Raw genomic sequence first — 25,371 nt, 5'->3', positions numbered from 1 at the left:
GTTCCTACGGCACAGGCAGGGGCGAGTGGTTGCCGTCCTTGTCCACGTAGAAGCTGCCGCTGGACTTGCCGTAGACCTTGGTGTTCTTGAGCCACTGCTTCGACATCTCGTGCAGCAGTGTCCGCTGCCCCTCCCAGACCATCTGGTGGCTGGCGCAGGCCAATTTGAACATCAGCTTCTGCGCACCGGGGATGGTCTTGTAGAGCTCGGTGACCGACACGCCGGCCGTGGTCACGGTCTCGTCCAGCTCCCCGTACACGATGAGCACGGGGACGGTACCGCCGAGCACACCGTGCAGCGGCACGGTCTGCTTGTTCCAGCCCCACCAGAAGGGCTGGCGCTGACGGTTCACCCCTTCGACCTGGCCGTTGGGCAGCACCTTCCCCCAGGTGCGGCCCTTGTCGTCGCTGGCCATGATCTCGGCCCAGACGAGGTCGACGATGCCCGGCGCCTGCTGGTCGCAGTCGGGGCCGAGCTCGTTGTCCCACGCCGCCTGCACGCCTGACTTCAGACCGATGTTCATCGGGTACGGCGGCGTGGCCACGGGCATCGGGAACGGGGCACCGAACTCGGTCCCGGCCTTGCTGGGCTGGCCGTCGGGCCGGAAGGCCGGGGCCTGGAGCAACAGGCTCCGGACGTTGTCCGGCTGCTGGATGGTGTACGGGCCCAGCTGGAAGGCGGCGGCGGAGTTGCCGATCAGGTCCAGCTGCTCCACGCCGTGGAGGTCCTTGATGTACTCGACGACGGTGTGGACCTCGTCCCAGTCGCTCTGCGAGTTGTTCAGTTGGTGCGCGTAGGACGGGGAGCAGTCGTAGGTCAACGGCAGGTTGGGGGTCTGGATGCGGCCGTGGTGGGCCGGGTTGGCGTTGCAGGGGTCGTCCATCATGGGGCGCGGTGAGCGCCCCATGCCCTGGAGGTCCATGATGAAGACGTCGTACCCGACCTTCGCCAGCTCCCGGGACCAGCTGTAGTCGCCGGTGCCGATGTCGTAGACCGCCAGGCCCGGCACGGTCCTGCCGTGCAGCATCAGGACGGCCCGGCGCTTGTCGGGCGGGGTGTTCGGCGCGCTCCCGTCGTGTTCCCGCACGAAGAGATCCACCAGCTGGCCGTCGTTGGCGGGGACGGTGGACTTGTGCCTGACGGCGTGGTCGGTGGTGACGATGGGCATGCAGGACTCCGTTCTGTCGGCGGGGCCCTGGCCACGGGCCCCGGCGGGGACAGAATCCGCCCGACCCCGGCCGGTCGCCCGGCGCCGGGCCGCCAGGGCTCCCCAACCGACCCCATCGGGCGGGTCCGGCGCTCCGATCGGCCGGGCGCACGGTGGGGGCGCAAGGGGGCTCGTGCGGCACCGGCCGGTGTGACCTTCGCCGCTCCGGCGGCAGGGGGTGTGCACACGGGTTACCCGCAAGTAGCATGGGCCAGGTGAGCGGGCGCTCAGCAAGTGTGCCGAGCCGCCCCCGCGCAGCAGCGCCATCCCGTACCTGGAGGAGAGCCAACGTGCCTCGTACCGTCAGGGACGTCGTCTTCGTCGACGGCGTCCGCACCCCGTTCGGCAAGGCGGGCCCGAAGGGCATCTACCACGAGACCCGCGCCGACGACCTCGTCGTGAAGGCGATCCGGGAGCTGCTGCGCCGCAACCCGGACCTGGACCCCAAGAAGATCGACGAGGTCGCCATCGCCGCGACCACGCAGATCGGCGACCAGGGCCTGACGCTGGGCCGCACGGCCGGAATCCTCGCGGGCCTCCCGCAGTCCGTCCCGGGCTACTCCATCGACCGCATGTGCGCCGGCGCGCTGACCGCCGTGACCGCCGTCGCGGGCGGTGTCGCCTTCGGTGCGTACGACGTCGCCCTCGCCGGCGGTGTCGAGCACATGGGCCGCCACCCCATGGGCGAGGGCGTCGACCCGAACCCGCGCTTCGTCTCCGAGAAGCTGGTCGACGAGTCCGCCCTGTTCATGGGCATGACCGCCGAGAACCTGCACGACCGGTACCCGACGATCACCAAGCTCCGCGCCGACGAGTACGCCGTGCGCTCGCAGGAGAAGGCCGCCAAGGCGTACGCCGACGGCAAGATCCAGCAGGACCTGGTCCCGATCTCGGTGCGCAACACCAACGAGGCGGCCGGTGAGACGGGCTGGGGCCTGGTCACCACCGACGAGCCGATGCGCCCGGGCACCACGCTGGAGAACCTGGCGAACCTGAAGACCCCGTTCCGTACCCACGGCCGGGTCACCGCGGGCAACGCCGCCGGTCTCAACGACGGCGCCACCGCCGCGATCATCGCGTCCGAGGACTTCGCCCGGGAGAACAACCTCCCGGTCAAGATGCGCCTGGTCTCGTACTCCTTCGCGGGTGTCGAGCCGGAGGTCATGGGCTACGGCCCGATCCCGGCCACCGAGAAGGCCCTCGCCCAGGCCGGTCTGACGATCGACGACATAGGCCTGTTCGAGATCAACGAGGCCTTCGCGGTCCAGGTCCTGGCCTTCCTGGAGCACTACGGCATCGCCGACGACGACGCCCGCGTGAACCAGTACGGCGGTGCCATCGCCTTCGGCCACCCGCTCGCCTCCTCCGGCGTCCGCCTGATGACGCAGCTGGCCCGCCAGTTCGAGGAGCAGCCGCACGTCCGCTACGGCCTGACCACCATGTGCGTCGGCTTCGGCATGGGCGCCACGGTCATCTGGGAGAACCCGAACTTCAACGCCGAGGGAGACTCCAAGTGAGCACCACCGCTGAGCTCCTGAAGGGCGCGGCCGAGCTGTTCCCCGACGAGGTCGTCACGTCCGCGCACGTCCGCCACCTGGACCTGCCGTTCGCCGCCGGGCGCTTCGCGCTCATCACGCTGGACAACGGCTTCGACCACACCAAGCCGACCACCTTCGGCCCGCAGTCCCTCGCCAACCTGAACGCGGCGATCGACCAGGTCGAGCAGGAAGCCCTCGCGGGCTCCATCGTCGGCGCGGGCATCACCGGCAAGCCGTTCATCTTCGCGGTCGGCGCCGACCTCAAGGGCGTCGAGCTGCTGAAGAACCACGACGAGGCGCTCGCCATCGGCAAGGGCGGCCACGACGTCTTCAAGCGCCTCGCGGCGCTGGCCGTCCCGTCCTTCGCGTACTACAACGGCGCGGCGATGGGCGGCGGTGTCGAGGTCGGTCTGCACTGCACCTACCGCACCGTCTCCAAGGCCATCCCGGCCTTCTCGCTGCCCGAGGTCTTCCTCGGCCTGGTCCCGGGCTGGGGCGGCTGCGCCCTCCTCCCGAACCTGATCGGCGCGGAGCGCGCGGTCTCGGTCATCATCGAGAACTCGCTGAACCAGAACCGCCAGCTGAAGGGCAAGCAGGTCTTCGAGCTCGGGATCGCCGACGCGATCTTCGAGGGCGCGGACTTCCTGGAGCAGTCCCTCCTGTGGACCGCGAACGTCCTGAACGGCACCACCGAGGTCGTCCGCGACGAGATCGACCGCGGCGAGGCCTGGGACGCGGCCGTCGCCAAGGGCCGCTTCATCGCGGACTCCAAGGTGCACGGCGCCGCCCCGGCCGCCTACCGCGCGCTGGACATCATCGCCGCGGCCAAGGACGGCGACCTGCAGGCCGGCTTCGACGCCGAGGACAAGGCCCTGGCCGACCTCATCATGGGCGGCGAACTGCGCTCGGGCATCTACGCCTTCAACCTGGTCCAGAAGCGCGGCAAGCGCCCGGCCGGCGCCCCGGACAAGTCCCTGGCGCGCCCGGTCACCAAGGTCGGCGTCGTCGGCGCGGGCCTGATGGCCTCGCAGCTGGCGCTGCTGTTCCTGCGCCGCCTTGAGGTGCCGGTGGTCCTCACCGACATCGACCAGGAGCGCGTGGACAAGGGTGTGGGCTACGTCCACGCCGAGATCCAGAAGCTGCTCGGCAAGGGCCGCATCAACCAGGACAAGGCCAACCGCCTGACCGCCCTGGTGACCGGTGTCCTGGACAAGGCCGAGGGCTTCGCGGACGCGGACTTCATCATCGAGGCCGTGTTCGAGGAGATGTCCGTCAAGCAGAAGGTGTTCGCGGAGGTCGAGGCGGTCGCCCCGGCGCACGCGATCCTCGCCACCAACACCTCCTCGCTGTCGGTGTCGGAGATGGCCTCCAAGCTCCAGCACCCGGAGCGCGTGGTCGGCTTCCACTTCTTCAACCCGGTCGCGATCCTCCCGCTGCTGGAGATCGTCCGCGGCGAGCAGACCGACGACGCCTCGCTGGCCACGGCCTTCGGTGTCGCCAAGAAGCTGAAGAAGACCGCGGTCCTCACCAAGGACGCCCCGGCGTTCGTCGTGAACCGCATCCTGACCCGCTTCATGGGCGAGATCCAGAACGTCATCGACGAGGGCACCCCGGTGGTCACGGCGGAGAAGGCCATCGAGCCGCTCGGCCTGCCGATGTCCCCGCTGGTGCTGCTGGAGCTCGTCGGCCCGGCCATCGGCCTGCACGTCTCCGAGACCCTGAACCGCGCCTTCCCGGAGCGCTTCACCGTCTCCCCGAACCTGGCGGCGGTCGTCAAGGCCGGCAAGCGCGGCTTCTACGTCTACGATTCCGGCAAGCCGGAGCTGGACCCCGAGGTCGCCGCCCTCCTGGTCCAGGGCGACTCCGTCCTGACGGAGGAGCAGGTCCGCGACCGCGTCCTGGACGCGGTGGCGCAGGAGATCGGCCTGATGCTGGAGGAGGGTGTCGTGGCCGAGGCCCAGGACATCGACCTCTGCCTCATCACGGGCGCCGGCTGGCCCTTCCACCTGGGCGGCATCACGCCGTACCTGGACCGCGAGGGTGTCTCGGAGCGCGTGAACGGCAAGAAGTTCCTCGCCCCGGGCCTGGCGAGCGTCCCGGTCTGATCCGGACCCCGCGCACGACGAAGCCGATGCCGCACCGCCCTGTGAGGGGCGGTGCGGCATCGGCCGTTGCGTCAGCGCGCGAAGAGGGCCAGCGCGTTGGCCACGGGCCGCTCGGTGGCCCTCCCGTCGGCCTCCCGCGGGTGGTTGCGCACCTCTCCGCCGACGACCATGGTCGTGGACCCGCCGCCGTCGAGGCCTATGCCGTCCTTGGCACCGAGCGAGGCCAAGAGCCCGGCGGCCTCGCCGAGGGTGGCTCCGGCGTCCACGCCGGGTGACCGGCCGTCGATCGTCACGAGGAGCAGCGTTCCGTCGGGGGTGACACCGACCACCGTGCGCGGGGCCCTGCGGGTGGAGGCCGCCGCGTCGCCGAGTGCGGACACGCCGTCCTTCAGCAGCCGGTAGCGGCCGCCCACCGCCGTGTCGACGCGGCCGGCCACCGGGAGCCCCACCGCGTCGTTCATCCGGACGGAACGGGTGACCCGGCTGCCCGTGCGCGCGTGCGAGCGCAGCCAGTCGACGCCGGATCCGGTGGCGTAGAGCGTGCTGCCGTTCTCGGGTACGGGCCCGCCTGCGGGCTTGCGGACCTCCAGCACCCACCCGTCGCGGTCGAGCACCGCCTCGGTGCTGTCCGGGGAGCCGGGGGGAGTGTCGTCGCCCCACTCCTCGGTGAACGCCACGATCTCGGCGTCGTCCGTGCACAGTCCGCCGTACGGCTCCTCCATCGGCACTTCCGAGACGGCGAGGCGGTCGCCGCCCACGCCCCCGCAGCCCAGGATGCGGCCCGGGACCCGGTTGACGCCGTCCAGTTCCCGGCGCGATCCGTCGTCCGAGATCACCTGGGCCTCGGTGGTGACCTCGTCGATGCGGGCGTCGAGCCGGCCCTCCCGCTCACCGAGCAGCAGGGCCGTCCGGCCGTTGGTCGCCTCGCTGAGCATCCGGCCGCGCTCGGTGTACAGGCCGAGCGGGTCGCCGTCGTAGCCGCCGTAGTTCTTGCCGCTGCTGATGTCGAAGTAGGAGGTGTTGACGGCGGCCGGCGCCCCGGCGGTCCCGGCCATCGCCCGTACCGTCTCGGCGTGGGCGAGGGCGCTCCCGTGCACCCCCGCCACCTTGACCCGGGCGTCGGGGCGGACGGTCAGCACCTGCACGTGCGAGTCCGCACGGCCGTCGAGCTTCCGGACGAACTCCTCGTAGGAGACGCCCTGGGGCAGCGTGACGTCCGGGACCGGCGACCGGGACGGAGTCACCTCGTCCGGGACTCCGGCCCCGCCCGAGCATCCCGCCAGCGCGAGGACCATCGCCAGGGCCGCGGCCGGCCGCGAGGACCTAGCCATGCAGGGCACCCATGGCCCCCGGCGACAGGGCCAGGTCGCCGATGTGGACGACCACCTCCGACCGGACGGAGTGCCCGTCCTGGTCCTCGTAGGTGCAGGTGAAGAAGTCGTATCCGTGGTACGAGGCGGGGGCCTGGTAGGTGACCGCGCCGTCGGGGGTGCAGTGGACCGTGCCCCGCCGGGGGATGCCGACGCCGGTGCGGAGCAGTCCGTGCTCCGCGTCCGCGGGCAGGATGGCCCGGGCACCGGGGTGCAGGTGCAGGGCGCGGCCGGGGATGCTGTGGCGGCGGACCCAGAAGCCCTGGTCCTCGATGCCCGAGCTGGGGGTCAGCTTGTCGCCCTGGGCCGGCATCAGGCCGACGACCACGCGCGGGAGCATCATGGCGCCGTCCGGTGCGTCCGCCTTGACCTTCACGGTGCAGGTGGCGGTGGACGGCTCGGTGCCGCTCGCGAACGCGGCGTACCGGCCGTTCTTCAGCAGCCGGAAGCCCTGCAGGTCGCCCAGGGCCACCGCGTCGCCCAGCATGTCGTCGAGGATGTACCCGTAGGTGCGGTACGCGCCGCCGCTGGGGGTGAGGGTCATGGCCAGGGTGAACTCCTGGCCGGGGACCAGGGGCCGGTTGGGGTCGGCCGAGGACAGCAGGTCGAGCACCCCGCTGAGGGGGCCCTGGACGATCCAGGCTCGGACCACGGGGAACCAGTCGCTCATTTCGTCGCTCCCGCTATCGCTCTGCCGACGCGCTCCTTGGTGAGCAGCTCGGATTCGTCGTCGGCGAGGAATTCCACGGCGTGGTCCGCGTCGAACTGGTTCTCCAGGTTCCGGAAGTACCCGCCGGGCAGCAGTCCTCGGGACCGCATTTCCCCGACGACGTACCGGGCGACCTCCACGGCGCCGTACGGCCTCAGGTGCGAGTTGTCGCCCACCCCTTCGGGGTAGTTGGGGTGCTCGCCGGGTGCGAGGTACAGGAAGACCTGCCGGCAGTCCTGCGGGCCGAGCTGCCGCCACCAGGCGACGCTCCACTCGTTGAGGTCGATCAGGGGTACGGACATCTGCGCGGCCAGCTCCCGCTTGGCGGCCGGGTAGAGCTTCAGCGGCCGGCGGAAGTTGCCGAACTTGTCGAAGACCGAGCGCTCGTGGCTGGTGACGAGCACCGGGTGGGCGCCGCGCAGCCGGGTCTCGATGACGTAGCGCCGCAGGTTCCCCTGGTAGTCCTCGAAGGGCTCGGTGTGCAGGCCGGCGCCGGGCTTCATGTCGTTGGGGCCGAAGGAGATCACGTGCAGGTCTCCGGGGCGCAGCCGGTCCAGGATCCAGCCGAGCCTGCCGCGCTCCATGAAGCTCTTGGTGCTGGCCCCGGCGCGGGCGCAGTTGAGCACGTCCACGCCCTGCAGGAAGATCGGCAGCGCCTGTCCCCAGCCGGTCATGGGGGCCATGCTGCGCGGGCGGTCGCATAGGCTCGATCCGCCGGACAGGAAGACTGCCGTCATGGTGCGTCCTTCATGTGTTTCTCAGAACTCCCCGAAGCCCCGTGCTCCGAGGTGCAGTTGTGCCCGCTGGTCCCCTACGACGTTGGCGTCCATGGTGTCGATGACCTCGAAGGCGCGTTCACAGTTGGAGGTGTCGCGCAGGACGAAGAACGCCTCCGCGCGGCACCGGTACTCGTCCTCGACCTGGAAGTTCCGCTCCATGGCCGCGATGATCTCCTCGACCGCGTGGTCGACGGTGCGGCAGGCGGGGCCGAAGCCGTCCCGGGCCAGGTCGAAGTATCCGCGCTTGTAGTGCTTGGTGTAGAAGGACTCGTCGTCGAAGTTCGTGTAGACGATGGGCTTGCCCATGTACGCCACGTCGAAGAACACCGAGGAGTAGTCGGTGACCAGCATCGAGCACTCCCGCATCGCGAGCTGCACGTCGCGGCCCGTCGTCGAGACGGTGATCGACGGGTGGTCGATCTTGAAGTGGCTCAGGTACGGGCGGATCTCGTAGTGCGGCATGAACTCCAGCTCGACGCCGTAGAACTGCAGGGCGCCGAGCAGTCGCTCGTTGCGCAGCAGCGCGGAGAAGAACCGGTAGTACTCGGAGGCCGGGAACGGGATCTCGGGCTTGGCCGCCCGGTTGTAGGAGGGGGCCACGATGTCGCGGCGCCAGGTCGGCATGACCAGGATCCGGCTCGGCCCGCGGACGGGCTCCAGGGCGTCGAAGCGGGGCAGGCCGGTCGCCGCGACGCGGTCGTAGCCGTAGCCGCAGTGCTCCGCGTAGTACGACCGCTCGCTGCGTCCCGTGGTGAGCACCATGTCGACGTTGGTGGCCTGGCCGTGGATCGAGGCGACGACGTCGTTGTAGACGACGCCGTGCTGGAGGAACACGCGCTTGTAGCGCAGCAGGTCGCCGTAGCCGCGCAGGAAGGCCCTCTTGAGGAGGCCCGGGAAGCCCAGGTAGGCCTCCAGGTCGTAGGCGTTGATCAGCCGTTCCGCGTGGAGCAGGTAGGCCCGGTGCTTCCACGACAGCCGGTCGATGACCTGCCCGTACCGGGCGACCTTGTCCCAGTCCGGGGAGTCTCCGTTGATGGAGTAGTAGACCTTGGTCTTGGGACGGTTCTGCCGGATCCACTTGAACAGGTGGTAGCTGTTGTCCTGCGCGGTGTCCTCGCGCTCACCGATGATCCAGATGCCCCGGTTGTGCAGGTAGGGGTAGGTCAGCCAGTACATCAGGCGGGTGCGCCAGCCGGGGCGGCCGGGCAGTGAGTTGCGCAGCTCCCAGCGCAGGCGCCGCAGCTTGTCCCGCTGCCGGGCCGCGAAACCGCGCACCCAGCGGACGGTGACCTGCTCGTCGTCGTCGATGGACAGGACGAAGCGCTGCCGGCCCGAGGTGTGCACGCCCTTGAAGCGGTGCAGCATCTGCCGGGCCGCCAGCGGGATGTCGTGGTGGCGCTCCTGGTCGAGCACCCTCATCACCAGGGTCAGCTCGGCGTTGCGCAGCGGGTCGAGGGAGCCCGGGCGGGCCGTGGCGCGCCAGCCGGAGAACCAGTCCTGGTTCTTGCGGGTGCGCCAGCGGTCGCGGCGGTAGACCTGCTCCACGGGGAGCGCCACCTCGCGCCGGCCGTCCGAGAGCACGAGCTGGATCCGGTTGGTGAACCGGGCGTCGATGTCCACGCCGGAGAAGACGAGGAGTCCTTCGAAGCGGAGCTCGTCGTCGGTCCACTCGAAGGTCTCCAGGACGGCGCTGGCCCGCGGGACGCGCAGGAGCGTCGTGCGCACCGGGTCGCTCGCCAGCCTGCGGTAGATGCCCTCGTCGTCGAGGAACAGGGTGGGCAGGTACTCCGGTGCGAGCAGCGGGTCCGCGAAGAGTTCGAGGTTGCCGGTGACGATGGCGTGGTGCTGGACCTTGGACTGCGGGTGGGCCGCGTACGGGAGGATCACCTCGTCGGGGATCTGTCCGTAGACGGATGCCAGCAGGGGGAGGACCGCGGCGAGCTCCGGCTTGCTCATGATGCGGTGCATGTTGCGCACGTAGGGCTGGAGCGTGCGGACGACGAAGCGCTGGGCGAGGACGACGACCCGGGGCGGGGCGCCCTGGACCGAGGCGAGTACGTACGCGGCCAGGTGGACCCGGTCGACCGCCTTGGCGGGGTCGTTCCAGGGCCGGTCGAAGAGGGAGTTCTGGTTCTGCTCGTCGCGGGCGTAGAAGCGGGCGTCAGACGCGATGGCCACCGTCCGCGTGTACAGCACGGCCGGGACGGTGAACCAGTCGTCCTCGGGGCCGGGGCCCGGGCCGCACTGGAAGCCGTGTTCCCGGACGAAGGAGGTCTTGAAGAGCTTGGCGCCGAGCTGCGTGGAGAACACGAGGTACGGCGCGTCGGCCAGCTTGCGGACGGTTTCCTTGCCGCTGAAGTACCGCTGCCACGGCTCGTCCGCGCTCCGCCACGGTCCGGGGAAGTTGTCGGCCTGGCCGACGACGGCATCGGCGCCCCTGACCCGGCGGGCCGCCGCGAGCAGCCGGCCGACGGCGTCCTCGCCGAGGATGTCGCGGGCGCGCGCGAACATCACGTAGGGGGCCGCGACGTACCGCAGCCCGTGGTCGAGGGCGGTGCGCAGGCCGAGGCGGTGCTGGGTGACGACGCCCGCGTTGGGGTAGTAGGCGGCGAAGGCCGCCAGCTGCTGCGCGGTGCTGTCGCTCGAACCGTCGTCGACGAACACCACCTGGGTGCGGGGGAAGCTGCCCTGTGCCACCAGTGAGGCGAGGAACTCGCGCAGGTGGTACTCGTCGTTGTGGCAGTGGACCACGAGCGCGGCGGCGTACTCCTCGGGCGGGGCGGCGGGGCCGGCCGGGGGCGCGTCCTGCCACCACAGCCAGGGGGTGCCCCGCTCCGAGGCCTTGACCTGGAGTTCCTCGGTCTCCGGGCGCAGACCGAGATTGCCGCTGACGGTCTCGTAGAGCTCGAAGACGCCGGGCGCGCACGCGTGCCGCAGGCTGCTGACGTCGACGCCGGTGATGTTCAGCGCGGTGGAGGCCCGCTCGCCGCCGTGTCTGAGCTGGACGAAGAAGTTCCAGTGGCCGGGGCGGTCGGCCTTGTCCAGGGTGGACCTGAGGTCGACGGTGGTGTGGTAGCGGATCCAGTCCGCGTCGATCTCCACGCCGGAGACGGGGAAGCGGTGGTCCGTCTTGGTGCTGCGGCGGCGCAGCACCGCGACGAGCTCGATCTTGTCGTCGGGGGCGAACCGGCCGAACTGGTTGCGTATCGCACCGGCGAGGTGCAGCTCGCCGTCGACCAGCTCGATCGAGACGGCCTGGTTGTACATGCGGGCGTCGGCCAGCTTGTGGCCGGTCAGCTCCAGGTCGGTGACGTCGAGGAACTTCTCCGCGTCGGGGTGGCCGAGCAGCGATCCCGACCAGAACACCCGGCCGTCCCGCTCCACGATGTCGGAGCTGATGACGCTGCGGCGCTTCATGTAGTCGGAGGCCGACACGGCGATGTCGACGCGGCCGTGCATCAGGCCGAAGGCGCGGATCCGCTCCATGGGCCCGCACAGCTCGAACGTGCCGGGGTCGAGGCTGTGCAGGTACGGGGCGACGGCCTCGAGGAACCCGTCGTGGTAGGCGTGGTCGCCGGTGCGCAGTTCCGGTGTGTACAGCCGCAGGTCGTGCGAGAGGAACTTGGCCCCCTTGCGGGCGAGCAGGTCCGGACGGCCGACGCTGTGGAGAAAGCTGTCGGTGTACTGGTGGACCATGACGCGGTCGCGGATGCTGCGCAGCTCGTGGCGGCGGTTGGTGATCGACGGCTGGTCGGATTCCCGCTCCCACATCCACCGGTAGACGGGGGTGGCGAGGATGGTGAGCGACCGCGCGTGGAAGTTCGCGACGGTGGAGAAGTAGGTGTCCTCGAAGTAGACGCCTTCGGGGAAGCGGATGCCGTAGTTGTCGAGGAAGTCCCGGCGGTACAGCTTTCCGGTGGCGAGCGGGTCGTCGATCAGCTCGGGCATGCCGCCGAGGCCGGCGACCGTCTGGTCGGCCGGGTAGAGCTGGGGCTGCCAGACAGTGATCTCGTCCGTGGCCTGGTTGATGCGGACCACGCGGCCGGCGGTGATCTCCGAGCCCGTGGTGAGGGCGGAGGAGAGCAGCGTCTCGACGGCCTTGAGCGGCAGCTCGTCGTCCGCGTCGAGGAACATCACGAACTGGCCGGAGGCGGCTTCGATGCCGTTGTTGCGGGGGGCGCCGCAGCCGCCGCTGTTCTGCGGCCGCTCGATGACGCGGACCCGGCCGTCCTGGGCGGCGAAGTCGCGGGCCACGGCGGCGGTGCTGTCGGTGGACCGGTCGTCGACGACGAGGACCTCGACGCCCCGATGGGTCTGGGCCAGTGCCGACTGCACGGCCCGGGCAAGCGTGGAGCTCGCGTTGAAGGCCGGGATGACGATGGTGGCGCGGTACTGCGATATGTCGACCGGGAAGCTCATCTCGGGTGGCGCTCCGGTCCGGCGTAGTCGGGACGCGGCGCCGTCTGCGACGGGATCTTGGCCAGCTGCATGGTGTCGGTGACGCCGCCGGTGTACTCGTCCGCGTAGGGACGGGGGTACGGCTGGAAACCGGGGTCCTCGTACGGTTCGGGAGCGGGGAACCTGCGGTCGGCCTCGTCCACCTCCGCGTAGTCGCCCTCGCCGCGGCGGCGGTGGCGTCCCGCGTGCAGGTGGGGGGCGATGGTGCCGGCGCGCGACGGGGTGCTGCCCGGGTCGAGGCGCTCCATCGTGCGCGTGAAGTCCCGGGTGGACAGCCAGAACTTGAACATGATGACGAGCTCGAAGGCGCCCATCAGCACGGCCGACACCGCCGTGGTCCACAGCACGTGGCCGATGAGGGGGCCGACGATGAAGATGAACATCTGGAACTCGATGCCGCTGATGAGGTGCGGCCGGATACGGCTCTGCACCAGGGCGTGGCGGACCCGCGCGTACCAGGGGAAGCGCTCGCGGAACTGCTGGTGCAGGTCGATGACCTCCGCCCGCTCGGTCTCCACGCTGCGCCGCTTGAGCTCGTCCGCCTGGCCCAGGGGGTTCTCGCGCAGCAGGTCCTCGATGAAGACGACCTTGCGCTCGTCCTCTTCGCGGCCCTGCGCCTCCTGCCGGGCGAGGGTGACGGCCTCGATCTTGTTGCGCATGGACATGCGCATCTTGTAGATCTGGAGGGCGTCGACGTAGCGGAGCATGTCGAGGAAGATCACGACGAGGGCGGCGAGCAGGAAGATCTCTTCGTCGGCGCGGACGAACTGCCCGCCCATCAGGGCCAGGGCGCAGACGAGCACGCGGATGCGGTCGAAGACGTAGTCGAGCCAGCCGCCGAAGATGGTCCCGTTCCCCTTGAGGCGGGCGAGCTTGCCGTCGATGCAGTCGAGGATGAAGCTGACGTGGTAGAGGCCCGCGCCTATGCACAGGGACGTCGTGTCGCCCTGGAAGAAGAAGTAGGCGGAGCCGAGGCCCATGTAGAGGGCTGCCCATGTCACCCGGTTCGGCGTCACGAAGTTCCACCGGGCGAGCACGCAGACGAGGCGGGTCGCGACCGGGTCGACCAGAAGGACCGTCCACCAGGCATCACGCTTCTTGCAGGTGAGCTTCTGGACGGCCTTCAGTGACAGCTTGGACATAACCCCTCAGTCGTCAGTGGCGCAAACCCGGCAAACAGGGCAAAAGCATGGCCTCGCGAGCAATGCGTGACAGCATCTGCCGCCATCGTGACGCCAACTGTTCACCTATGGTTTAGGTAAAGGGCGTCCCATGACCATAACAAGCCACTTGTGACGCCAGCCAGCGCGCAGGAGGGCGGCGAGCACTCCCCAAAGCCTCACAGAAAAAGGCGAAAACGCCCTTACTGGACACTCCAGGGAGTGAACTCCAGGCCAGTGCATCCTAGTTGCTGACGGGCCACCCGGAGCGTTCCATTCCGCCCGACTGTGGCGATCACCACACGTCCCTGGCTGTCGAATGCCGCCGCGGGTGGAACCAACGAGGGCTCTCCGGACTCCGCCCACCACACACCCGTGTCGGGCCGCCCGTCCGGGTGCGCGCCGATGGCCGTCACACCGCCGGGCCCGCCGCGCACCAGCACCGTGCAGCCCCAGCCCTGGATGTCGGCTCCCGCGACGCCGGCGACCGGGCCGACCCCGTCCGGGCCGCCGAGGCCGAGCGGGGCCTGGGCCCCGGGCCACCAGACGCAGACCTCGTTGGTTCCCGCGTAGCGGAAGCGCACCAGGCCGGCCTCCGGGGCCGCCGCCAGGCTGCCCGGGTACGGGCTCACCGGGATCCGGCGGTACTCGGCCCACTCCGCACCCGCGTCGCGGCGGTGCCAGTGCACGGCGGCCTGGGCGCCGCGCGCCCGCGCCACCATGTGCACCCCGCCGTCCGCGGCCGCGAAGGCCGTCAGCTCGTCGGCCACCTTCAGCCCGCGCAGCGTCTCCCAGCCCGCCAGCCGGCCCGACGGCGCCTGCCTGCGCGTACTGACGCTGTGTCCGAAATTCCGGACGAAGACGTGCAGGGTGCCCTCGGCGTCGAAGACGGCCGCCGGGAATCCGACCTCACGGGCCTTCCGCCAGCCCGAGGCGTTGGGATTGCCGAGCGAGGTCCAGGGTCCGACCGGCCGGCCCGTCTGGTACTGGGCGGCGCAGACCACCTCGACGTCGGTGCCGCCCTCCCTGCGCTTGGTCCGGCTCAGACCGATCAGGTACGCGTAGCCCTCGGGGCCCCGCAGCACGGTCAGCCCGGGCATCAGCTCAGGGCCTTCGAGCAGCTCGGGTCCCCGCCAGGGGTCGGCCTCGGTCGGCCCCTCGGTCCAGCGGACGATGCCCGCGGCCGTGGGCAGGTAGGCGGACAGCCGGCCGTCCGTGCCGGCCATCAGCCAGCGGGTGGGAAGGGGGTAGCGGGTGCACGCCTCGGGAGGCAGTCCGGCCTCCGCGCCGGCCCTGCGGCAGTCGACGAAGACCGGGGTGCCGACCTCCAGCTGGTATCTGCGGGCCGCCCTGAGCGCGCTGCGGGCCACCTGGCCGCGCGCCTCCGGCTCGTTGACGATCGGAAGCCTGCGCTCGCGGTCGTACCCGTCGTGCACGGGATCCGGATCGAGGGTCCGCACGCGGAGCGGCCCGATCTCGTACAGGGCGTCGAGGATCTGGCCGGTGAGGCCGCCCGCCCCGGCGTCGAGGAGGAACGGTTCTCCGGGGAAGGTGCACCCGCGGCGCCGTGCCTGCTCGACGGCCGCGTCCATCGCGCGGTACTCGGCGTCGGCGGCGCCGTCGAGGCAGATGAGCTCGATCACGGAGCCGGCCGGTTCGGAGTGGATGAGGGGAACCGCGTCGGCGGGGCCGGCCACGACGATCGCCACCGGGGCGGTCCGGCCGGGCCGGGGGCCGGAGCCCAGCGGTTCGTGAGAGGTCTCGCTGCGCCGCGAGCGACGACCGGCTGTTCGGGCCATGGCTTCCTCTCCTCCTCCCTGGTGTCTCGCGGAGTCCGGGACATCCGCTTCACGACCGACCAGGAGGACGATAAGCCGTCTCCCATTCGACTTGGAAATCTGCTTATAGTGCAGCGGCATTCGGACGGCCGCACCCACTGACGTCCGCCCCAGGGCCCCGAGGATTCGAGCAGTATGACCCAAGACACCGCCGCCCCCAGTCGCCGCCGGACCGGAGACCGCGGGGCACCCCCGCGCAAGCGGCGCGTGCTGAGGATCGTCCTCCTCGTGGTCGCCGTGCTGATCCTCGGCGCGGCCGGCGCGGGCTGGTGGGCATACAGCCACCTCAACGGGAACATCGACAGCGTCGACCTGGACAAGGCGATCGGCGACAACCGCCCGCCGAAGGTCGTCGCCGGAGCCCAGAACATCCTCGTCCTCGGCTCCGACTCCCGGGCCGGGGCCAACGGCGACCTCGACCACGGCGATGTCAGCGGCGCCCGCTCGGACACCGCGATGCTGGTGCACATACCCGAGGGCCGGGCCAAGGCGACCGCGGTGAGCATCCCCCGCGACACCCTGATCACCCGGCCCGAGTGCAAGGGCGCGAACGGCAAGACCGTCCCGGCCGCGAAGCGGGTCATGTTCAACAGCGTCTACTCGCTCGCCGGCCCGGCCTGTGTCGTCAAGACCGTGGAAGAGATGTCCGGCATCCGCGTGGACCACTTCGTCGAGGTGGACTTCGCCGGGTTCAAGGGACTGGTGGACGCGCTCGGCGGGGTCACCGTCACCCTGGACAAGCCGATGACCGGCGCGAAGGGCGGCCTGAAGCTCGACGCGGGCGAGCACCGGCTGAACGGCACCGACTCGCTCAAGTTCGTGCGGACCCGCTACGGCTACGGGGACGGCAGCGACCTCGGGCGCATCGGGCTCCAGCAGCAGTTCATGATGGCGATGCTGACCGAGATCAAGAAGCAGGACGCCTTCGGCAACCCGGCCCGCCTCTACACGCTCGCCGACGCCGGGACCAAGTCCCTGACCACCGATTCGGAGCTCGCCTCCCTCAGCGCGCTGGCCGACTTCGCGCAGAGCATGAAGGGCGTTGACCCGGCCACCATGGAGACGATCATGCTGCCGGTCGCCTACGACAAGGTGGACAAGAACCGCGTGGTCGTCGCCGAGCCGCAGGCCACCCAGCTGTGGGAAGCCCTCCGCAACGACCAGAAGATCCCGGCCGCCGCGAAGGACTCCCCCGCCAAGGGCTGACGCGCCCGCGCACACGGAGCCGGCCGTACGGACGATCCGTACGGCCGGCTCCGGCGTTGTGCACGCCCGGCGCTCCGTGTCTAGAACTCCGCGTCCGCGCCGACCTTGCCGAGGCGGCTGTGGCTGCGTCCGTAGGCGTAGTAGACCACGATGCCGATCGCCATCCAGACGCCGAAGCGGATCCAGGTCTCGGCCGGGAGGTTGAGCATCAGCCAGAGCGAGGCCGCGATCGACAGGATCGGGACCACCGGCACCCACGGGGTGCGGAAGGCCCGGTGCAGGTCGGGGCGGGTCTTGCGCAGGATGATCACGCCGAGGGCGACGACCACGAAGGCGAACAGCGTGCCGATGTTCACCAGTTCGGCGAGCTTCTCGAGGCTCGTGAAGCCCGCCACGATGGCGATGATCACGCCGAGCAGGATGGTCGCCCGGTAGGGGGTGCGGTACTTGGGGTGCGTGACGGAGAAGACGCGCGGGAGGAGTCCGTCACGGCTCATCGCGAAGAACACGCGGGTCTGGCCGAGCAGCAGGATCATGCTCACGGTGATCAGGCCGACAGCCGCGCCGAGACTGATGGCACCGGAGAAGAAGGGCTGGTCCACCGACTTGAAGGCCTCGGCCAGCGGCGCGGTCGGTGACATCTCCGAGTACTTCTGCATGCCGGTGACGACCAGCGTCACGGCGACGTAGAGCACCGTGCAGACGAGCAGCGAGCCGAGGATGCCGCGCGGCATGTCCCGCTGGGGGTTCTTCGTCTCCTCGGCCGCCGTGGCCACCACGTCGAAGCCGATGAAGGCGAAGAAGATCAGCGAGGCCGCGGTGAAGATGCCCATGACGCCGAAGTTGGTGGGCGCGTAGCCGAAGATCAGCTGGACCAGTGGCGCGTGCAGGCCGCTGCCGGCTTCCTGCGGCTGGGCCGGGGGGATGAACGGCGAGTAGTTGTCGGCCTTGATGAAGAACAGGCCCGCGACGATGACCAGCAGCACCACGGTGACCTTGATGGCGACCACGATCGCCGTGATCCGCGCCGAGAGCTTGGTCCCGATGACCAGGATCGCGGTCAGTGCCAGGATCAGCAGGAAGGCCAGCAGGTCGAAGCTTCCTCCCGCGTCCGGTCCGGACAGTGCGGTGGGCATCTCCCAGCCGAGGTTGGTGTTCATGAGGTGGCGCACGTAGCCGGACCAGCCGACCGCCACCACCGCCGTGCCCAGCGCGAATTCGAGCACCAGGTCCCAGCCGATGATCCAGGCGGGGAGCTCGCCGATCGAGGCGTACGAGAAGGTGTACGCCGAGCCCGCCACCGGCACGGTGGACGCGAACTCCGCGTAGCAGAGCGCCGCGAGGGCGCAGACGATGCCCGCCGCCACGAAGGCGAGGGCGGTGGCGGGTCCGGCGTTGTTGCGGGCCGCGATGCCCGTGAGGACGAAGATGCCGGTGCCGATGATGACACCCACACCGAACACCGTCAGGTCCCAGGCGGAGAGCGACTTTCGGAGCGCGTGTTCCGGCTCCTCCGTGTCGCGGATGGACTGCTCCACCGTCTTGGTGCGGAAGGGGCTGTTCATATCCCTGCTCACCGACACACCTCCGAACAGGTGTCGACGCACGCGAACGGGCCGGGAGGCCCACTCCTCCAGAGTGATCTCCCGGCCCGTGACGTGCAACCGCGCGGCGATCTAGTCGCCGCCGACCGGCCTAGTCGACCGCGGCGGCCGGCTCGCTGTCGTAGCGCCCGTCCAGCTTCGCCACCAGGCCGGTGACCTGGCGCGCGATGTCCGGAGCGGTCAGCCCGATCTCGGCCATGACCTCCTTGCGGGTCGCGTGGTCGAGGAAGCGCTGCGGAATGCCGAAGTCGCGCAGCGGTACGTCGACGCCCGCGTCCCGCAGGGCCTGCGCGACGGCCGAGCCAACGCCGCCGGCGCGGCCGTTGTCCTCGACGGTGACGACCACGCGGTGGCGGTCCGCCAGGGGCGGCAGAGCCTCGTCCACCGGCTTGACCCAGCGCGGGTCGACGACGGTGCAGGAGATGCCCTGCTTGTCGAGCAGGTCGGCGATCTCCAGGCACATCGGGGCGAGCGCACCGACCGAGACGAGCAGTACGTCCGGACGGGTGACCTCGGCCGCCGGGGCGCGCAGCACGTCCATGCCGCCGATCCGGCCGACGGCCGGGACGGCCGGGCCGACGACGCCCTTGGAGAAGCGCACCACGGTCGGCGCGTCCTTGACCAGGACGGCCTCGTTGAGCTGGGCGCGCAGCTGCTCGGCGTCGCGCGGGGCGGCCAGCCGCAGGCCCGGGACGACCTGGAGGATGGACATGTCCCACATGCCGTTGTGGGAGGCGCCGTCGGTGCCGGTGACCCCGGCCCGGTCCAGGACGAAGGTGACCCCGCACTTGTGCAGGGCCACGTCCATCAGGACCTGGTCGAAGGCGCGGTTGAGGAAGGTGGCGTACACCGCGAAGACCGGGTGGGCGCCGCCGGTGGCCAGGCCCGCCGCCGAGGTGGCGCCGTGCTGCTCGGCGATGCCGACGTCGAAGATGCGGTCGGGGTAGGCGTCCGCGAACTTCTTCAGGCCGACGGGCTGGAGCATGGCCGCGGTGATCGCGACGATGTCCTTGCGCTCCTTGCCGAGCTTGACCATCTCGTCGGCGAAGACGGAGGTCCAGCTGGCGGCGTCGGTGCTGACCGGCAGCCCGGTGTCCGGGTGGATGACGCCGACCGCGTGGAAGCGGTCCGCCTCGTCCTGGACGGCCGGCTCGTAGCCCCGGCCCTTCTGGGTGAGGCAGTGCACGATGACCGGTCCGCTGAAGCGCTTGGCGCGCTGCAGGGCGGACTCCAGCGCCTCGATGTCGTGGCCGTCGATGGGGCCGATGTACTTCAGGCCCAGGTCCTCGAACATGCCCTGCGGGGCGATGAAGTCCTTGAGGCCCTTCTTCGCGCCGTGCAGGGTCTCGAAGAGCGGCTTCCCGACGACCGGGGTGCGCTCCAGGATCTCCTTGCCGCGGGCCAGGAAGCGCTCGTAGCCGTCCGTGGTGCGCAGGGTCGCCAGGTGGTTCGCGAGGCCGCCGATCGTGGGGCCGTACGAGCGCTCGTTGTCGTTGACGACGATGACCAGCGGGCGGTCCTTGGCGGCGGCGATGTTGTTCAGCGCCTCCCAGGCCATGCCGCCGGTCAGCGCGCCGTCGCCGATGACCGCGGCGACGTGGTGGTCCTCGCGGCCGAGTACCTCGTTGGCCTTGGCGATGCCGTCGGCCCAGCCGAGCACAGTGGAGGCGTGCGAGTTCTCGATCACGTCGTGGTCGGACTCGGCGCGCGAGGGGTAGCCGGACAGCCCGCCCTTGCTGCGCAGGCCCTCGAAGTCCTGGCGGCCCGTGAGCAGCTTGTGGACGTAGGCCTGGTGGCCGGTGTCGAAGAGGACCTTGTCCCTGGGCGAGTCGAAGACCCGGTGCAGGGCGATCGTCAGTTCGACCACCCCGAGGTTGGGGCCGAGGTGCCCGCCGGTCTTGGAGACGGCGTCGACGAGGAAGGACCTGATCTCGGCGGCGAGCTGGTCCAGCTCCTCCTGGCTGAGCCTGTCCAGATCGCGCGGTCCCTTGATGCGGGTCAGCAGCACCCGTGCCTCCTTGCAGTTGCTTGCTGGTCTGTCGAGTCTAATGTTCCGCTCGCGGAAGCGGTCATCGGGCCGTCCTGCCCGCGTCACACCTTTGTCATACATGGACACACCGGCACGACGTCACACCTCACATACGGGCGTATACCCGCACAGGCGTACGCGCATATGTACGCACTATGCACGCACGGATGCCCGGCGCCACACGAGGTGGCACCGGGCACGCGCTGTCGGAACGCGCCGACGGGTTGTCCGTCAGGCGCGTCCGGCCGTCTTCTGCGTCTTACGAGTGACCGAGTCGATCACCACGGTCGCCAGCAGTACCGCACCGGTGATCATGTACTGGATCGGAGTGGCGATGCCCTCCAAGGCCAGACCGTACTGGATCGAGATGATGACCATGACGCCGAGGAGGGCGTTCCAGGTCCGGCCCCGGCCGCCGAAGAGGCTGGTGCCGCCGATGACGGCCGCCGCGATCACGTTCATCAGCAGGTCGCCGGCGCCGGCGCTCTGATTGGCCGCCGCGATCTTGGATGCCCAGAACAGGCCGCCGATGGCGGCGAAGGTGCCGGAGATCGCGAAGACCGTGATCCGGATCCGGGTGACGTTGATGCCCGCGCGGCGGGAGGCCTCCACGCTGCCGCCGAGTGCGAAAACGTTTCGCCCGAAGGTCGTGCGGCGCAGCACGAAGTCCGTGACGACCAGGGCCAGCAGGAAGAGCACCACCGCGAGCGGCAGACCCTTGTACTGGTTGAAGACCACCGCGGGACCGAAGGTGAACACCGCGAGCAGGCCGGTGCGCAGCAGGATCTCGCCGAGCGGCCGGGAGGGCATCCCGGCGGCCTCGCGGCGCCGCGCGTCGAGGAAGCAGGCAAGGAAGTAGCCCGCGACCGCGAGTGCGGCCAGCCCGTAGGCGACGGCCACGTCCGAGAAGAAGTACGTGGTCAACTGGCCGACCACGCCTTCGGAGTCGATGTTGATCGTGCCGTTGCTGCCGAGGATCTGCAGCATCGCGCCCAGCCAGAACAGCAGGCCCGACAGGGTGACGGCGAAGGCCGGGGCGCCGATCTTGGCGAAGAAGAAGCCGTGGATGCAGCCGATCAGGGCACCGCCGGCGACGGCAGCCAGGATCGCCAGCCACTCGTTCACGCCGTGGGTGACGGCGAGGACGGCGACGATCGCGCCCGAGACGCCGCTGACCGAGCCGACCGAGAGGTCGATCTCGCCGAGCAGCAGCACGAAGATGATGCCGATGGCGATCATTCCGGTCGCGGTCATCGTGATCGCGATGTTGCTGAGGTTCTCCGGGGACAGGAAGTTCGAGTTCAGCCCCTGGAAGATGGACCAGATGATGATCAGACCGATGACGACCGGGAGGGAACCCAGGTCTCCGGCCTTCATCTTGCGCTTGAACTCGCCCACGTATCCGGCGAGGCCCTGCTCCCGGACGAGCAGGCGCGGGTCCACGGCCGGGATCGCGTCGTGCGCGGCAGCGGGGTTCACCGGGTCGATGTGCTCCTGCCCGCCGACGGGGCCGTTGCCCAGTGGGCCGGTGGCGGGGTTCTGGGTGCTCACTTGCCGGCCTCCGGGGTGCGGGCCGCCCGGCGGGTCACGGCGTTGTCCGTGGCTCCGGTGATGGCGGAGATGATCTCTTCCTGCGAGGTGTCGGCGACCTTGAAGACGCCGTTGTTGCGGCCCAGCCGCAGGACCGCCACCTTGTCGGCGACGGCCTTCACATCGGCCATGTTGTGGCTGATGAGGATGACGGCGTGGCCGCGCTCGCGCAGCCGCTCCACCAGGTCGAGCACCTGTGCGGTCTGCTCGACGCCGAGGGCGGCGGTGGGCTCGTCGAGGATGACGAGCTTCGGCTCGCCCAGCATGGAACGGGCGATCGCCACGGTCTGGCGCTGACCGCCGGAGAGCGAGGCGATGGGGATCCGGACACTGGGGATCCGGATGGACAGGGTGGTCAGGAGCTCGCGGGCGCGCCGCTCCATCTCCACCTCGTCGAGGATGCCGCGCTGCTTGAGCTCGCGGCCGAGGAAGAGGTTGCCGACGACGTCGATGTTGTCGCACAGCGCCAGGTCCTGATAGACCGTCGCGATGCCGAGGTTCTGGGCGTCGTGCGGCTTGCCGATGGAAACCTGGCGGCCCTCCCACTCGATGACTCCGTCGTCGATGGGGTGCACGCCGGCGATCGTCTTGACCAGCGTGGACTTGCCGGCGCCGTTGTCGCCGACCAGGGCGACCACCTCACCGGAGTGGATCTCGAGTTCTACGTCGGTCAGGGCCTGAACGGCGCCGAACCGCTTCGAGACCCCTCGCAACGCCAGCACGGGCGCAGCGGACACATGAACCATCTCCTTCGCCGCCTGACCGGCGGGGATGTCGTGCAAAAGAGCAGGAGCGGGGCGAACGGGGGAATGAGGGGTTGTCCGGCGCCCCGTGCATGGCGGGGGAGAAAGCGCGGAGCGCCGGACAGGCAGGGGGGTCGGCCTCCCCGCGAAGGGAAGGCGACGGGGGCCTACTTGAGGCCGAGGGTGGCGCAGGCGGCCGCGTACTTGTCGGTGCAGATCTCGTCGACCGTGTAGACGCCGTCCTTGACGACGGTGTCCTTGATGTTGTTCTTGGTGAGCGAGACGACCGGGATCAGCACGGACGCGACGCCCTTGGCGGTCGGGCTGTCGACCGTGGAGGTGCCGCCGGCCTTCTCGCCCTTGGCGAGGGCGACGGCCATCTTCGCGGCGGCCTCGGCCTCGGGGGCGTACGGCTTGTAGACGCTCATGAACTGCTCGCCCGCGACGATCCGCTGCACACCGGCGAGTTCGGCGTCCTGCCCGGTGACCGGGGGCAGCGGGGAGAGGCCGGCCGCCTTGAGGGCGGTGATGATGCCGCCGGCCATGCCGTCGTTGGCGGAGTAGACGCCGATGACCTTGTCCTTGCCGAGGGCCGAGAGCGCGCCCGCCATGTTGGTGTTGGCGTTCTCCGGCTTCCACTCGACGGTGTCGTACTCCTTGCCGATGTTCACCTTGCCGTCGAGGACGGAGTGCGCGCCCTTCTTGAACAGCGCGGCGTTCGGGTCGGTGACGGAACCGTTCATCATGACGATCTGGCCGTCCTTGGCCTTGTCGCCCAGCGCCTCCAGGAGCGCCTTGCCCTGGACCTTGCCGACCTCTTCGTTGTCGAAGGAGGTGTAGGCGTCGATCGGGCCCTCCGCCAGGCGGTCGTAGGCGACGACCGGGATGCCGGCGTCCTTGGCCTTCTTGACCGAGCCGGCGATGGCCTTGGAGTCCACGGCGTCGATGATGAGGACGTTCACCTTGTTGGTGATCATCGTGTCGACCTGGGAGTTCTGCGTGGTCGCGTCCTGCTTGGCGTTCGCGTAGACGACCTGGCCCTTGCCGCCGGTCAGTTCCTTGACCTGCTTCTCGATGAGCGGCTTGTCGAACTTCTCGTAGCGCGCGGTCTGGTTCTCGGGCAGGAGCAGACCGACCTTGATCGCGTCACCCGTCGCGGCTCCGGAGGACTCCTTGGTCCCGCCTCCGGCCTCCTTGGCGCTGCCACAGGCGGCGAGGGAGACGGCCATGGCGCCGGCGGCGACGGCTACAGCGGTTCTGCGCATACGCGTGTTCATTACTTGAACCTCCCTGACGAGGCCGCAACGCTGCGGCCGAGGTGGATGTGAGTCAACCCCGGCCGCGTTTTGCCGTCAAGGAGTGAATCCTTAACGAGATGACAACGGTGCCATCCGTTATCTACCTGAAGACAAGACGGCGGGAGCTCGCACTCCACTTCCATGGTCCGACAAAAGCGTCGAATCGCCCATCTCGCTGAGTACGAGGGCCAGCGCGCCCAGCACCTCGGCGCGGCCGCCCAGGGAGCCGGTCAGCACGGACAACTGCCGTGCGGCGCTCGGGATCGCGTACCTCCCCACTGATTCACGGATGGGGGCCAGAACGAGTTCACCGGCGTCGGCCAGCGAGCCGCCCAGCACCACCCGGCTGGGGTTCAGGAGGTTGCACAGGCTGGCCACGCCGCTGCCGACGTGACGGCCCACGTCCGTGATCACCCGGCGGCAGCCCGGGTCCCCCTCGCGGGCCAGCTCGACCACCCGCTCCATCGTCAACTCCGGTCCGTGCGTGCCCTGGAGGAGCGGCAGGACGTACCGCGCCGCGGCGAAGGTCTCCAGGCAGCCGCGGTTCCCGCAGCGGCAGACCGGGCCCGATTCGTCGAGCGTGATGTGCCCGATCTCGCCCGCCGTGCCCCCCGGTCCGCGGTAGATCTGCCCGTTGATCACCAGGCCGGCGCCCACGCCGCTGGCGACCTTGATGTAGGCCAGGTCCTTCACCCCCCGCCCGCTCCCCCATACGAGTTCGCCGAGCGCCCCGAGGTTCGCGTCGTTGTCCACGTACACCGGCACGCCGAGGCGGCGCGCGAGCTCCTCGCGGGGGTTGATGCCCGCCCAGCCCGGCAGGATCGCGGTCGAGCCCAGGGTCCCGGACTCCACGTCGATCGGACCGGGGACGCCGAGCCCGACGCCGATGACCTTCTCCAGGCCGACGCCTATGTCCGCGATCAGCCGCCCGACCAGCGATTCCGCCAGGTCGAAGCCGTCCGCCCACGAGGCGTCCACGTCCAGCGGCTCCGCCTTCTCGGCCAGCACCTGGTGGGCGAGGTTGCCCACCGCCACCCGCAGGTGGGTGTGGCCGAAGTCGACGCCGATGACGATGCCCGCGTCGCCGCTGAGCGAGACGCTGCGCGCCCGCCTGCCGCCGGCCGAGGTGTCGGTGACCTCGACGGTCCCGCCGTCCTTGAGTTCCCGGACGATGTTGGAGACCGTGGCCGCCGACAGTCCGGTGGTGCGGGCGATCTCCGCCTGCGTCAGCGAGCCCGAGAGCCGTACCGCCCGCACGACCCGTTCGAGGTTCGCGCGATGCAGCGAGGACTGCGATCCGGGAGTCTGCACGACTCATCCACTCCTGCCCATAAGCGACGGCCAGCGTCGCCCCCCGGCCGGGAACCGTCGCGGCTTGGCGCCCCGAGACCCCGGCGTCTCTCCAACTTGTGAACCTTAAGTCGAGCCTTTGCGCATCGGCACGTCAAGAGGCCGAGGCAGTACGAAACGGCCAGTACTGGCCAAAAGCGGGAGAGAAGTGACCCGTGTGATCGTGCTACGGTCGCTGAGGCGCCGGTCCTCTGCGGCCTTTCCGGCCGGACCGGGCGTCTTGGATGTATTGACGGAGCGACGCGAGGAGGTGTTCGGGATGAGTCCCGATCGAAGTCCTCGCAGTGCTCTCGTCCGCTGACCTGTCGGTCGGCTGACCTTTCCCTGAGTGCGCACGGCGGCGGAACACCGCTTCCCGTCGCGTTCCAGTATTCCTTCCGCACGCCC

Annotated in this window: 16 protein-coding genes; 3 read left to right on the top strand and 13 right to left on the bottom strand. The window is 69.9% G+C overall.

Annotated features, from left to right (window positions below):
* Positions 1-4: 4 nt before the first annotated feature.
* Entirely contained in the window at positions 5-1,168 is a 1,164-nt protein-coding gene (locus AB0O21_RS10245; protein ID WP_365168663.1) for an alpha/beta fold hydrolase, read from the bottom strand.
* Between the two features lie 329 nt (positions 1,169-1,497).
* On the opposite strand from AB0O21_RS10245, the gene AB0O21_RS10240 reads away from it, so the two are divergent.
* Complete coding sequence (locus tag AB0O21_RS10240; RefSeq protein ID WP_030960473.1) at positions 1,498-2,724, top strand: acetyl-CoA C-acyltransferase; 1,227 nt, start codon at positions 1,498-1,500, stop codon at positions 2,722-2,724.
* Positions 2,721-4,850, top strand: a complete 2,130-nt coding sequence (locus AB0O21_RS10235) for a 3-hydroxyacyl-CoA dehydrogenase NAD-binding domain-containing protein (RefSeq protein WP_365168661.1) — start codon at positions 2,721-2,723, stop codon at positions 4,848-4,850. Before AB0O21_RS10240 ends, AB0O21_RS10235 begins: the two co-directional genes overlap by 4 nt.
* 71 nt (positions 4,851-4,921) lie before the next feature.
* On the opposite strand, the gene AB0O21_RS10230 is transcribed toward AB0O21_RS10235, so the two are convergent.
* The 6 genes from AB0O21_RS10230 to AB0O21_RS10205 form a co-directional block, all read right to left on the bottom strand.
* Positions 4,922-6,181 carry a phosphodiester glycosidase family protein gene (locus tag AB0O21_RS10230; RefSeq protein ID WP_365168658.1) on the bottom strand — a complete coding sequence of 420 codons (1,260 nt, stop codon included), beginning with the start codon at positions 6,179-6,181 and terminating at the stop codon, positions 4,922-4,924.
* Positions 6,174-6,890 carry a hypothetical protein gene (locus tag AB0O21_RS10225; protein ID WP_365168655.1) on the bottom strand — a complete coding sequence of 239 codons (717 nt, stop codon included), beginning with the start codon at positions 6,888-6,890 and terminating at the stop codon, positions 6,174-6,176. Before AB0O21_RS10225 ends, AB0O21_RS10230 begins: the two co-directional genes overlap by 8 nt.
* Positions 6,887-7,603 (bottom strand): rhamnogalacturonan acetylesterase, encoded by a 717-nt coding sequence (locus AB0O21_RS10220; protein WP_365168652.1) that lies wholly within the window; start codon positions 7,601-7,603, stop codon positions 6,887-6,889. Before AB0O21_RS10220 ends, AB0O21_RS10225 begins: the two co-directional genes overlap by 4 nt.
* An 84-nt stretch (positions 7,604-7,687) precedes the next feature.
* Entirely contained in the window at positions 7,688-12,127 is a 4,440-nt protein-coding gene (locus AB0O21_RS10215; protein WP_365168649.1) for a glycosyltransferase, read from the bottom strand.
* Positions 12,124-13,308: a CDP-alcohol phosphatidyltransferase family protein gene (locus tag AB0O21_RS10210; RefSeq protein ID WP_365168646.1), complete on the bottom strand. Its 1,185-nt coding sequence runs from the start codon at positions 13,306-13,308 to the stop codon at positions 12,124-12,126. Before AB0O21_RS10210 ends, AB0O21_RS10215 begins: the two co-directional genes overlap by 4 nt.
* Positions 13,309-13,529: 221 nt before the next feature.
* Positions 13,530-15,125, bottom strand: coding sequence for a hypothetical protein (locus AB0O21_RS10205; RefSeq protein WP_365168643.1), 1,596 nt, complete (start codon positions 15,123-15,125; stop codon positions 13,530-13,532).
* 174 nt (positions 15,126-15,299) lie between these two features.
* Between AB0O21_RS10205 and AB0O21_RS10200 the strand changes: the two genes are divergently transcribed.
* Positions 15,300-16,370 carry an LCP family protein gene (locus tag AB0O21_RS10200; RefSeq protein ID WP_365168640.1) on the top strand — a complete coding sequence of 357 codons (1,071 nt, stop codon included), beginning with the start codon at positions 15,300-15,302 and terminating at the stop codon, positions 16,368-16,370.
* 80 nt (positions 16,371-16,450) lie between these two features.
* Here the strand turns inward: AB0O21_RS10200 and AB0O21_RS10195 are convergent, their stop codons facing one another.
* The 6 genes from AB0O21_RS10195 to AB0O21_RS10170 form a co-directional block, all read right to left on the bottom strand.
* A complete protein-coding gene (locus tag AB0O21_RS10195) occupies positions 16,451-17,935 on the bottom strand; it encodes an amino acid permease (protein ID WP_365168866.1) in 1,485 nt (494 codons plus the stop codon).
* A 130-nt stretch (positions 17,936-18,065) separates the two neighbouring features.
* Complete coding sequence (gene dxs / locus AB0O21_RS10190; protein ID WP_365168637.1) at positions 18,066-19,982, bottom strand: 1-deoxy-D-xylulose-5-phosphate synthase; 1,917 nt, start codon at positions 19,980-19,982, stop codon at positions 18,066-18,068.
* A gap of 252 nt (positions 19,983-20,234) precedes the next feature.
* Complete coding sequence (locus AB0O21_RS10185; protein ID WP_365168864.1) at positions 20,235-21,491, bottom strand: sugar ABC transporter permease; 1,257 nt, start codon at positions 21,489-21,491, stop codon at positions 20,235-20,237.
* 59 nt (positions 21,492-21,550) lie between these two features.
* Positions 21,551-22,339: an ATP-binding cassette domain-containing protein gene (locus tag AB0O21_RS10180; RefSeq protein ID WP_365168634.1), complete on the bottom strand. Its 789-nt coding sequence runs from the start codon at positions 22,337-22,339 to the stop codon at positions 21,551-21,553.
* Positions 22,340-22,503: 164 nt separating this feature from the next.
* Positions 22,504-23,613 (bottom strand): substrate-binding domain-containing protein, encoded by a 1,110-nt coding sequence (locus tag AB0O21_RS10175; RefSeq protein ID WP_365168631.1) that lies wholly within the window; start codon positions 23,611-23,613, stop codon positions 22,504-22,506.
* 117 nt (positions 23,614-23,730) lie between these two features.
* Positions 23,731-24,945 (bottom strand): ROK family transcriptional regulator, encoded by a 1,215-nt coding sequence (locus AB0O21_RS10170; protein WP_365168628.1) that lies wholly within the window; start codon positions 24,943-24,945, stop codon positions 23,731-23,733.
* Positions 24,946-25,371 lie beyond the last annotated feature (426 nt).

Origin of the sequence: Streptomyces sp. NPDC091371, from assembly GCF_040684275.1 — a bacterium.
GTDB lineage: Bacteria > Actinomycetota > Actinomycetes > Streptomycetales > Streptomycetaceae > Streptomyces.
This window is presented reverse-complemented; position numbering and strand designations above follow the sequence as displayed.